We start from the raw sequence: 12,063 nt of genomic DNA on the forward strand, positions 1-12,063 counted from the left end.
GAAGCCGAACTTTTGGATAGCCGGTATCGTCCGAAGTTATGCCCGCAGGAAATTACGGGGGGACGGAATCTCGCTGTCCTGCCAAAAGGTAGGACGCCACCATGCCGGCGAGCTTTTCCGCGATTTCCCGCCATTCGAGGTTCCCGCTGCCTTCGACGGTGCTCCCGAGGCCCAGCCGGCGGGCCACGACGCTGTAGACGACGTTGAAGCTCCAGTCGATGTCCGCTTCGTGAAGGAAGCCTTCCGGCCACTTGTGCAGGACTTCTGAGAAGTTTTTTGCGAGGGCAGCATGCGAAGCTGCGCCGCGCTTGGAAATCGTTTGGTCCTGGGTTGCCCGCAACATAAACGGTCGAAGGATGTCCGCGTATCGCCGAAGTACTTCGATCGTCCGGTCTACGGCTTCCTGCGCAACGGATTCCAGTCCCGCATCTGGACGGGCCGGCAGGGCTTCGAAAAGATGGTTGGAGACGGCGTCAATGTCATCCATTTTTCGGCCGTGGGCGACCCGGATGAGTTCATCCTTGCCTTGGAACCGCGCGTAGATGGAACCGATTGACACGCCGGAACGAGCGCTGACATCGGCCAGCGTGAAGTCGTCGTTGCCCCGCTGCTGAAGCAGCGCCAGGGCCGCTTCAATCGTTTTTTCAAACGACTGGCGGCTCCTGGCTTGCTTAGGTTCGCGGGACTTCGTGTCCGGAAGCGTCACAACGTGATCCTACAGAGGATTCCTTCACCTGCGGCGTTTCGTGCCACCCGGAGCTCCCATTCGCCAGATGGAATCAGCCAACGGGATTTCGTCTGATCCCAGCGCCGGAAGCCGTGCGGGTCCACCGCGATTCTTGCTTCAGCCCTCTCTCCCGCGGCGACATCGACCGCACTGAATCCCATGAGACGGTAGCCGGTTTCTCCCACCGCCTTTCCATAAACCTGGACAACGTCGCGCCCGGCCGATTCACCTGTATTCCGGAGAGTCACGTGGACCGAAACGCCTCCCACACCGGCCGCCGCATCACCGGCACGCAGTCCTGCTGATGCCGCTACAGCGTCCACCAGTCTGAACCCCGTATAGCCGAGACCGTAGCCGAAGGGATAGCGGGCTGTCCGGCCGGACGCTTCGAAATGCCGGTAGCCCATAGGTTCACTGGCTGCGTAGTCCAGATCAAGGTCGGCGTCCAGCCCGGTTCCCCACCCGGGGATGTCCTCGTTCCTTTCCGGGAAGGATACCGGGAGCCTGCCGGACGGGGCGGTGTGGCCCGTGAGCACCGACGCGAGGCCGTGCCCGAACTCCTGTCCCGGGAACCACGCCATCAGCAACGCCTTGACCCTGTCCGCCCACGGCAGCAAAACAGCACGGGACGCGTTGACCACCACCACGGTTTCCGCATTGACCGCCGCCACCGCTTCAACCAGGCGGTCGCAATCAGGGTCCAAACCCGCCGTCGTACGGTCTGCGCTTTCGCGGGACGAGCCCTGCTCGTCCCCGACCACCACAATGACGGCGTCCGCGCGGGCAGCAAGCTTAACCGCGTCCTTCAGTGGATTGGTGGCCCGTTCAGGGACCGCCACAGCGGTGATGGCCTGGACCCTGCCGGGTTCGAACGCCATCTCCACCACAACCTCCACCTCACCGGCCGGCAGTTCGAGGGTGATTCGTTGTGTCTCGGCCCGGGCGACGACGCCCATCACGTCATCCGGTGCGGGAGGTGGCACCTCCAGCACCTGTTTGCCGTCCACCCAGAGCGAGCTGGTGCCCGTACCCCCGGTTCCCAGAGACCAGTGCGCTGCAGAGTCCAGTTTCAGCCGCGTCGTGATGCGCGCCCGGCCAGGGACGCCGGCACCCAGGCCGGGCACCGGTCCGAACCATACGAACGACGACGTCTTCCGGACCTCGCTGTACAGGACCGCATCTTCCCCGGCAGGTGCAAGGATTTCCAGCAACACCCCCGGCGTTCCGTCCGGCGCGGTACTGCCCAGTTCCGTCAGGGGCAGGGCCGACGACGGTACCGTCCCGGCCTCGTGGAGGACCTCAACGTCCGGCCCCATTGCCTCACGGATGGCGTCCAAGGGAGTGACGAGCTCACCCTCTGGCCGCACCGTGGCGAAGGTTCCGCCCTGAAAGCAGGGTTTGGCGGCGTTCGGCCCCACTACGGCCAGGGTCCGGATCCGGGCTGGGTCCAGAGGCAGGATGTTGTCTCTGTTCTCCAGCAGCACGAATGACTCGGCCGCAGCGGTGCGGAGGAGCTCGCGTTGCTCTTCCGGGCTCCGTAACCGGGCAGGTTCGGGAGCAGTGCCGCCGGTCCGTCGCCCGGTCCGGTCGGCAAGCCGGGTGATGCGTTCGACGGCGTCACGCAGCCGCCCCCCGGGAACGTCGCCTGCGGTCACGGCAGCCGCGAAACGGGAACCGAGGAACCTCGCCGGGCCTGGCATCTCCAGGTCCAGCCCTGCGTTGGCAGTGGCAGCGGTGTCATCGACACCGAACCAGTCCGAAACGACAACGCCGTCGTACTGCCAGTCATTCTTGAGGATGCTGATCAGCCCGGCGTGCTGGGAGCAGTGAGTGCCGTTAACACGGTTGTAGGCCATCATCAGCATCCAGGGGTTCGCAGTGCGTACCGCAGTCTCGAAGGGCCGGAGGTAGGTTTCACGCAGGACTGCAGGTTCAACGCGTGAGTTCATCCGGCGCCGTTCGGTCTCCGTATCATTGGCCACCACGTGCTTGGTACAGGATCCCAGGCCTTGGGACTGGACCCCTTGCACCCAGGCCGAGCCCAGCACACCGGTCAGGAACGGGTCCTCAGAGAACATCTCGAAGGCCCTGCCCGAGAGCGGAGTACGCGGCAGGTTCAGGTTGGGCCCCAGGACGACATTCACCCCGCGTTCGAGGCCCTGCTGGCCGAGCAGCTGGCCGACGTCGGAAACCAGCCCCGGGTTCCACGTGGCACCCAGGGCGGTTCCGGAGGGCATGATGAGGGAGGTGTCGCGTTCATCCATCGTCTTGCTGACGATGCCCAAGGGGCCGTCCAGCAACACTATTTCTTCGACGCCGGCCTCGGGGCTCGCTGTGGTGCTCCAGCCGTTGAGGCCGCCCGTGAGTTCGGAGCCTGTGAGGTCCGGATCCGTCACTGCTGCGTTAGCGCCTGTCACGGGGCCAACTGTCACGGGGCAGCGACCTTTTCGGCGCCGGCGGCGGCTTCCGAGGACTGGAGCAGCGGCTGGACCCGCTCGGAGAAGAGGCGCATGGACTGCTCTGTGAAGCGGCGGCGCTCTTGGGTGAGGGGGCCGCCCATGAAGGCCATCAGGACGTTGCCAATGCCGAGGTCAGCGTACTTTTGAAGTTCGGCGGCGACTGTTTCCGGGCTGCCGTACAGGCACCAGGTGCCCTTGAAACCTTCGGTTCGGGCGTCTGGAGCCGGGCGGAGGTTCACGCCGCTGATGGCCTCGGCGGCTTTGTTGGCTGCGTGCTCGCGTTCCACGGCCTCCTGGTACTGCTCAAGGATGATGTCCATTTCGGCGGCCGCCTGTTCGTCGGTTTCGGCGATATGCACATGCTGGTAGGAATGGGTGGTCCACTCAAGAGCTGCCTTAACGGCCTCCTCTGAGTGGCCGGCGGACTCCAGGGCGTTGCGGTAGTTGGTGAAGTTTTTCTTGACTTCCTCGTAGGCGTTGCCGCTGTCGATAACGGGGGGCGTGAATGCGAGGATGAATGCGGGCTGTGCCTTCTTGGCCGCGCGCTCCACGCTGGACGGCCTTGCGGCAACGGACATGACGCGGGGTTCAGGCTTGGTGTACGGGGCCGGAACGATCCGGGAAACGACGGATCCGCGGTAGTGGCCGTTGTCGAACGTAACGGGGTCATCACCCGGCTTTTTTGCCCAGAGCTTTTCGGCGATCTCAAGGTTTTCGTTGGCGAGCCGGGAGCTGTCCTGGAAGTTGACACCGAAACCGATCATTTCTTCCGGTGTGGTGCCGCTGCCGACCCCCACCAGCAGTTTGCCGTCAGTCAGCTGGTCGAGGAGGGCAAGCCGTTCAGCGAAGCGGACCGGGTGGTGCAGGGCAAGGGTCTGCACGGAGAACCCGAAGTGCATGCGCTCGAGTTTGCCGGCGAGGTAGGCGGAGAAGACGAAGGGGTCGCTGGCCGGGGGAGCGTACCCGGTGAAGTGGTGGTCCGGCAGGAAGACGGCGTCAAAACCCTTTTGCTCGGCGTCGACGGCGTGCTCAATCATTGCCTGCATGACCGGGCGGTCCTCTTCAGGGCCACGGGAACGGGAAGTGAGGAACAGTGAAAAGTGCATGGAAACTCCTGGTGAGTGATGAACGGGTAGTTAAGGCGGGTTGACTAGGCGGCAGGTTGGGCCGCTGCGGCAGAGTCGTCTGGGCTTGGTGCCGTGGAATCGCTGGGCGGTAAGGGTTCGAGTTGGGCGGCAGCTTTGACCACGAGGCGCCTGAACCACTGGTGGCCCGGGTCCCCGGATTTGGCCGGGTGCCACCAGGCGCACTCCACAAGAGTGGGAAGGCTGATAGGCAGTTGCATGATCCGGACGCCGGCCACTGCTGCCAGCAGGCGGGCCAGGCGCTCCTGGACCAGCGCAAGCCGGTCCGTGCCTGCAACGGCAAAAGGAAGCATCAGGAAGGTATCAACGATGACGTCTGTCTTTTCTCCCAGTTGCAGATCGTAGACCCGGCGATCGGCAAGGGTGGAATCGACCTCTGCCCCGAAAAGTCGCGCCCAGCGCGCATCCCTCATTTCCTCAATGGTCAAGCTGCGCTCCGGTGAATCTGCGCCAGTGACGCACACCCAGTTATCCGTAAACAGCTCCGTGTGGGGAAACCCGGAAAAATGCCCCTTGGGGATCAGCATCAGGTCCGCATTCTGCAGGGTCTCCTTGATGCGGTCCACCGCCAACGGCGTGACGGCGTCAAAGTGGATCTGCACACCGGGAGCTTCCTCCTGCAACATCGCCATCAACTTTCCGGATAACGCCGTAAGGCAGTAGTCGGAGGTGATGACCCGGAAACTCCTGGTGGAGGATGCCGGATCAAAGACCGCTTGGGCGTCGAAGGTGCGTTCCACAAGGCGCAGGATCTCGGAGACGTCCTCCTTAAGCACCTGCGCCAGCGGCGTCAGCTCATAGGCGGAGCCCACCCGCGTCAGCAATTCGTCGCCGAACTGCCTGCGCAATCTCTGCAGGGAGGAACTCATCGCCGGTTGACTGATGCCGATCCGCGCGCCTGCCCGGGTGACATTTCGCTCCGCAAGCAGAGCGTCGAGCGATACGAGCAGGTTCAGGTCGGCTGTCAGCAGATTGACCATGTTCTTCTCCACGTTGAGGGCGGTAACCGCCGAACGACGGAACCCGAATTAGAATACTGATACTAATTATGGGTCACGTCACAACTGCGGTCAATGAGCGCGAGCGACCGGCGGGCTACTGGGGAGGCTGGCCTCCAATTACTTCACTAATGGAGCGGGCAGCCTTCAGGAGGCGATCCCGGCACTCAGCGAGCCTCGCAGAGGATTCCGTACCGGAAAAACCGTTCAGGGTCAGGGTCACCGCCACCTGTCCCGTCGAGTCGAAAACCGGGGCATGGAGCGAGGTCACTCCTGCCGGGTCATCGATCGAGGCGGGCCCGGTTGATGCAGTGCGTTCCAGCAGCTTGGGGAGGACACCACTCAGGTCCGGGGCGGCGGTATCGCTGGGGACCACAACCATCCGCTCAAACTCCGCCGCGGTGGCCGCTCCGGCGGACACGGCATAGCCGGTCTCACGGACATGCTGCAGTTCAGCGTGGGCGACTTCGGGGTCAACGTGGCCGATGACGTTGCGGGCGTTGGCGATCCAGCGGGATTCCGCGGTGTCACCGGCCCAGGCGACGTGCAGCGGCGCGAGGGGCGCTGCCAGGCTGAAGGACACACCTACCCGTGAGGGTGAGCCGCCAGGGGAGCTGTCCACACCGGCCGCCGTGAGGACTACTACTGAGTCATCAACAACGCCGCTCACCAGGACCTCAAGCTTGAGCTCTTCGGCCAGGGCCTCGATTTGGGGACGCGCGGCGTCCGCGGCTTTGACGTGCCGGGTAAGGGCTGTTGCGGGGGAAACTATCGACGGGATACTGAAGGAGCCATATCCGCCGCGAAGGAAGAGCAGAGGAAGATTCTTTGATTCCCCGACGCCAAGGGCCTTCACACGGCCGATAACGATGTCGTGGTCACCTGCGCGGATGACGTTCTCGATATCGCAGTCGATCCAGGCAGCTGCTCCATCAAGCCTGGGGCTGCCGGAGGGAGTGTCGCCCCAGCTGTTGGCGCTGAAGCGGTCCTCGGCCTTGCGGGAAAACGCCCTGCATACGTCCTGCTGTCCGGCGGTCAGGACGTTGGCGCAGAAGGAGCCGGCCTCCTGAATCTTGGGCCAACTGGTAGAGCGGACATCAGGCATGAAGGCCACGAGGGGCGGGTCAAGGGACACCGAGCTGAAAGTGCCTACCACCATACCCACGGGTTCATCACCGCGTGCTGCTGTGATGAGTGTGACACCAGTAGGGTACTGGCCCAGGACATAGCGGAACCAGGCCGGATTGTCCGGGCTGGTCTCTTGGGAATCAGCCGTGGAAGCAGGAATGGTCTGTGCCATCGGAAGCTCTCCTCTTCGTCGAGTTTCCATCCAGTAAACGCGCCCGTTGGGTGGCTGCGGAAATAGTTCCGAGGTATGCGGGCTATCGACAATTCGGATGCCAGCGTTTGCCCTCAGGGGGCAGTCCCGGGTGATAGGTTCGAGGGGATGCTGGGGCCTCCAAGGGCCCGTCGGTCGGGGTGAAGATTCCCCCGGACGCGCACCTGGCCGGCGTCGAGCCAGTCTCCTGGCTTTCCCAGAACGAGGTTGCGGTGCGCCGTTCAAACTTGTCCCAGACCACCAATCCTGACCCCGCCAAGGCGGATCTTTCCGCCGAGCCGTCCACCCCGCAGGCACCCCAGACGAGTCCGACCGGGAGCGACGGGAAGCCCGTACGTGCAGTGCGGATCGGCCGCATCTATGCAGCCCTGCTGATCATCGTTCTGCTGAGCGCGCTGGACCACACGATCGTGGCCACAGCTTTGCCCACGATTGTTGGGGAGTTGGATGGCTCCCGCCATATGGCTTGGGTGATCACGGCCTACACGCTGGCAATGACCGTCGGGATGCCCGTTTACGGGCGGCTGGGTGACCGATTCGGCAGACCGCCCCTGCTGATGATTGCCCTTGCGGTATTTCTTGGGGCCTCAGTGCTGTGCGGCTTTGCGCACGACATTTACCAGCTCTCGCTGTTCCGTGGCCTTCAGGGGCTTGGCGGCGCGGGCCTTGCCGTGCTGCCGCCGGCGATCATCGCGGACCTGGTCCCGCCGCGGCAGCGTCCAAAATATCTTGGCCCGCTGGGTTCGGTCTTCGGAATTGCGACGGTGGTAAGCCCTTTGGTGGGGGGTGCAATCACCGACACCGTTGGCTGGCGCTGGGTTTTTTGGATCAATATCCCCGTGGGTCTGCTTGCCCTGGCCATGGCCTTTTCCCTGCGCCGGCTGCGGTCCGTCCGCGCCTCACGGGGCGTGGACTGGGCGGGAACCGTCCTCATGCTGATCTTCACGTGTGGGTTGGTTGCAGTAATTTCGCTGGCCACGGAAGCAGACATACCCGTTGAAATGCTTCTGGGCCTGGGCGCTCTGGCGGCATTGTCCGGTGTTCTCTTCGTGGTGGTTGAGGTCCGCTCGAAGCACGCCCTGATACCGATGCGGATGTTCCGTAGCTGGCCGGTTGTCAACGCAGCGGGCCTGGGACTGGTTATCGGCGCGGGACTTTTCAGTGTTGTGGCCTATCTGCCCAGCTACGTGCAGATGGTCTATTCGACGTCGGCTTCTGTGGCTGGGATGATCCTGCTCCCGCTGGTTCTGGGCTTGATGGCATCCAGCAATCTCAGTGGCTGGATGGTCAGCCGAACCGGCAGGTATAAGATCTTCCCGCTGGCGGGGTCGGCACTGGCCGCTGCCGTGGCCATCTGCCTTCACTTCCTTCAGCCGGAGACGCCATTGCCGGTGGTGGGGATCCTGCTGGCCTTGTTGGGGTTGGCGGTGGGCAGCTTTATGCAGATCACCGTGGTCGCGGCGCAGAATGCGATGCCTCACTCAGTCGTAGGAAGCGTAACGGCGTCGCTCGGTTACCTGCGGGAGCTCGGAGTTACGCTGGGGACGGCCGTTTTCGGTGGCCTCTTTGCCACGATGCTCGCTCGAGGTTCTGCAGGCAACACACTTGGGCTGCCGGCGTCGACCATTACCGACCCTGGCGCCGTGCAGCACCTGTCCGATGAGCTTCAAGCTGGCGTCGCCGTTATTTATTCAGATGCGTTCCTGCCGATTTTCGCCCTTCTGGCGTGCATCTTCGGCGTTGGCGTGCTGCTGTCCATCTTCATGCCGGAGCAGCGGCTCTCAGAGGCTTCGCCCCGCAAGTGACCTGAGGGAGCAGCAGGGGGACGTTTAGACAAGGCTTGTGGCCCTTCCAGATGGAACGGCCACAAGCCTTGGTGCTCTCCGTATTGCGCTACCTAGCCAGCTGCTGTCACCAGCAGCCGAACCGGTCCGCGCAGCCCGGCTGCCAGGGGTTGGGAATCTGCCTCGAAAACCTGGGAACCGGGCCTGGCACTCAGTCCTTCGGCGGCGTCCCCCATGAGCCGGTTCGCCCAGGCGTTGGTCACGGAGACTTCCAGCAGGTTCCTGCCAATCCTGGCAGCCTCGGTAACGTCAATGCGGAACGGGGGAGTCCAGAGAACCCCGACGTCCTGCCCGTTCAGGCGAATGCCTGCCAGGTCGTGAACTTCCCCGAGGTCCAAGACCATGCGCGCATCTGGCCCGCCTAGCTTCAGCTCCACGTTGAAGGTGGCGCTGTACGTCGCAGTGCCGGAGAAGTACGTCACGCACGCACCGTAGTCGCTGGTTTGAGGACCGCTCCATGGGGCCGGTGTGGCCATGACTATCGGCGCGGGGGATTGGCCGTCGCCGTCGAAGGTAACCTTCCACGGTCCTGCCAGCGGTAATTCCGTAGCCATTTCCTGCTGCGGGCTATGCACTAATGGTGCCGGGTCGCCAGTTGGTTGTGAGCGGCTATGGCGCAAAAGGATGAACGCCGACCCGAATGGTTCCAGGTGAAGGTTGACGGCGGTCCGGCCGGCTTCGACACGGATGCCCACTGCGGAGCGCGACACCTGCACCGGGTCCCATACTTCCGCGGAAACTGCCTCGCCCCTGAAGGAAGCAACCACCTTCTCGGGCCGTTCCAGTTGGTTGCTGAGGAAGTACAGATCGGCGCCGTTGAGGCGGCGGTGAATAGCTGGCAGCTTCGCATCTTCGGAGGCCATGACGGTCCAGTCCGGGTCCAGGCCCATCCTTGCGAAGGCGGTTGCTACGCCGTCAGATACTGCAACGCCTGCGAGATCCAGGAGCCCCGCGCGTTGAGTCCAGAGGGCTTCGACGGCGGCCGCCCAGGCGGCGGGGTCATCGCTGCGGCTGGGTGAGCTGTCCGGACGCCACCCGGCGACACTGGCCCCGGCCTCAAGGAGTTCCGTGATGCGGTGCACGGCCGCAAGCGTCATGCGCCGGCTGGATCCTCCGAGGTATAGCAGTCGGTAGCGGGTTCCGCCCGTGGTGAGCAGGCCGCCGTCGGCTGTCACGGTGAGGTGGTTGAGCAGGCCATCAAGATTGATGAAATCGAAGCCGTATCCGTCGGGAACCTCTGGGGCGGAGTCGCCGAATACCCCGGTGACAGGGGCCTCTTCGCCGTAAAAGTAGGCTACATCAGCACCGTGCGTTCCCTGCTGCAGCAGGTGACTGCACCGTGCCAAATAATCAAGCCAGGGCTTGGCGGCGTGCGCCCAGGTTTCGTTCCTAGAGAAGGATTGGCCGAGGTACGGTGACAGAGTGATGCCAGGTTTGGGAACGGCATCCGGCTGGTGCGGTGACGTGTGAATGTTGATGAGGTTGACGCCCAGCACGAACTCCATATCCACGATCGGCTTCAGTTTCCTTGGCGTAAAGGTGAAGGGCTTCCCAAAGGAGCTCATGGATTCTGCGCCGGTCGCCGCCTTGCCGTAAACATGGGCAACCGAGGCGGCACCGCGAAGATCAGCCACATAGGTCGGCTGAGGTCCGGCTTCGGGCTCGTAACACCACATGGCACCCATGGGAACGTCGGCATGCGATCGCATCTCTAGGTCATCGCCAAGCTGCGGCCGGTGGTCTTCCAGCGCCTCCGCATAGTAAGCCATACCCCGGCCCCGGGCAATGCCAGCAATGGTCCCGTAGTGGTTCTCGGCAAGGAGTTCGGCAATAGTCTTCCGGAGGTCCCAAAGGAACGCGTCGCTCTGTTGAGGATCGCCCACGACGATGCCGGCGACTGCAGGAAGCCAAGGCAAAAGGTCATAACCCCGGCGTTCCCGAAACTCCCTCCGCATGGCGCTGGTCCAGTTCTGCGGTCCGGACTCGATGCTGTCGCTGAGCAGGGCGGATACCCCTTTGGAGCCCAAGAGTTCACTGCCGAGTGCCTCCTCGAAGAAGCCGAGGTAGTGCTCGAAGTATTCGGTGACCAGTGCGGCGTCGAGCTTGTCAACCTCCAGTCCTGTGGCATCGACCGGTGCCGGGGCGTTGAGGTGGCCAGTCAGTGAGTATCCGAATCGAAGGACTGTCCATTCGCCCTCGTTGGGCGTCCAGTCCAGCGTTCCGTCCGTGCCCAGGTAGGAAGTGACTTCCACAACGTCCTGCGGCTGTACGGAATCTGATGTGGAGCTGGTACCGCAGTCGAGTGCGTAAAAATCAGGGACAGGGGCGTAGCCTGCCTTTTCCTCTGCCCGGGCAATGCGGGCTCCGGAGAAGAGCTGGAACGCGGAAACCTTGATCGTCGACGCGGCTTTGGCCGCGGGAAAAGCGGGGGGTTTAACGCCGGGCGCCACCGGGATCGTGCCCGTAGCTCCGGGCTCAAGGACCAGTCGGAAGTGCGTCGCGGTGACGGCGGGGAAGCTCGCGGAACGAACCGGCGAGGGGGACGCCGGAAGGTTGGCGACGGTCCTGAACGTGGCGCCGTCGTCACTGGCCTCCAGTCGTGCCCGGGGAGCGGGCGGCACACCGAAGCCGCGCTGTGCCGGCAACCCGACGCGCACTGACGCCACGGAGATAGGCTCGTTGAACTCGGCCACGAGCCAGCCGTCGTGTTCGTGCTCGGTCGGCTCAACCGCGAGTTCGAGGGCGGGCCAAAAATGGCCGTCAGCGAGCGATTCAAGGGAACGAACGCCTGCCACGGACCCGCTCGGGTTGATGCCTGTCGGGACAAGGGGAACATGGCCGTCCCGTCGCGGAAACGCGAGCACCGCAACGTCTTCGTAGTGGTCGGGGACGCCGACTGGATCCTTTCGGACTGCCGAGAATGGAACGTCCTGGTAAGGTCCTGACGACGATGGCGGGGCCTTCAATTTGATCCGTTCCACTTGGCCTGCCCTCACCTGAGTGGAGCTCCAGACGAGTTTCTTCATCCCGGCGGCCGGACGCACCCATGGTCCCCCGGTGGCGCTCCAGCCCGCCGACGTGGCGACGGCCAGTTCCAAACCCAAGTTGTCCGCCGTGGCAGCCGCGCACTTTATGGCGGACTGCCAGGCGGGAGAACCGAACGCCACCCGATCCTGTGTGTACTGGGGCGTGCCCATCGATCCGGTGAAGGCCTGCACGCCGCCCGCGCCCGATGTTGCCAGCCACTCAAGGTCTTTCACGATGCCGGCCTGGTCGACGTTGCCATCCATCCAATGCCACCATGCCCGGGGCCGGGCGGACATCGGCGGGTTTACGAAGCCGGTAAACAGCGGGTTTATTTCGGAAGGTTCTTCGGGGGAGTGGATGGGCACGACATCATTTGGCACGGGATCGTCCTTCAAGCAGGGAGACGGCACATACCGCCAAAACTAAATTCACCTTAGAACGTAAGACGGAACCCCGGGGGGAAAAGAGGCATGCGGAGAGAAGATGGTGAGCATAGACGATAACTATTTCCATGGCCGCTATCG

7 protein-coding genes are annotated in these 12,063 nt (G+C 63.5%); 1 reads left to right on the forward strand and 6 read right to left on the reverse strand.

Annotation, left to right across the window (positions count from 1 at the left end):
• Positions 1-52 precede the first annotated feature (52 nt).
• The 5 genes from AC5RU7_RS13790 to AC5RU7_RS13810 all read right to left on the reverse strand — a co-directional run bounded on the left by AC5RU7_RS13790 (position 53) and on the right by AC5RU7_RS13810 (position 6,629).
• Positions 53-706, reverse strand: a complete 654-nt coding sequence (locus AC5RU7_RS13790; RefSeq protein WP_494052698.1) for a TetR/AcrR family transcriptional regulator — start codon at positions 704-706, stop codon at positions 53-55.
• Positions 703-3,144: a beta-glucosidase family protein gene (locus tag AC5RU7_RS13795; protein ID WP_494052699.1), complete on the reverse strand. Its 2,442-nt coding sequence runs from the start codon at positions 3,142-3,144 to the stop codon at positions 703-705. Before AC5RU7_RS13795 ends, AC5RU7_RS13790 begins: the two co-directional genes overlap by 4 nt.
• 11 nt (positions 3,145-3,155) lie before the next feature.
• A complete protein-coding gene (locus AC5RU7_RS13800) occupies positions 3,156-4,292 on the reverse strand; it encodes an LLM class flavin-dependent oxidoreductase (protein WP_494011300.1) in 1,137 nt (378 codons plus the stop codon).
• A 44-nt stretch (positions 4,293-4,336) separates the two neighbouring features.
• Positions 4,337-5,311 (reverse strand): LysR family transcriptional regulator, encoded by a 975-nt coding sequence (locus AC5RU7_RS13805; protein WP_494011299.1) that lies wholly within the window; start codon positions 5,309-5,311, stop codon positions 4,337-4,339.
• Between the two features lie 115 nt (positions 5,312-5,426).
• Positions 5,427-6,629, reverse strand: a complete 1,203-nt coding sequence (locus AC5RU7_RS13810; protein ID WP_494052700.1) for a flavin reductase family protein — start codon at positions 6,627-6,629, stop codon at positions 5,427-5,429.
• 380 nt (positions 6,630-7,009) lie between these two features.
• Between AC5RU7_RS13810 and AC5RU7_RS13815 the strand changes: the two genes are divergently transcribed.
• The gene (locus tag AC5RU7_RS13815) at positions 7,010-8,473 is read left to right on the forward strand and encodes an MFS transporter (protein WP_494052701.1); all 1,464 of its coding nucleotides are present in this window, start codon (positions 7,010-7,012) and stop codon (positions 8,471-8,473) included.
• A 92-nt stretch (positions 8,474-8,565) separates the two neighbouring features.
• On the opposite strand, the gene AC5RU7_RS13820 is transcribed toward AC5RU7_RS13815, so the two are convergent.
• Positions 8,566-11,919, reverse strand: coding sequence for a glycosyl hydrolase (locus AC5RU7_RS13820; protein WP_494052702.1), 3,354 nt, complete (start codon positions 11,917-11,919; stop codon positions 8,566-8,568).
• Positions 11,920-12,063: the final 144 nt, after the last annotated feature.

Source organism: Arthrobacter sp. K410C, from assembly GCF_059090105.1.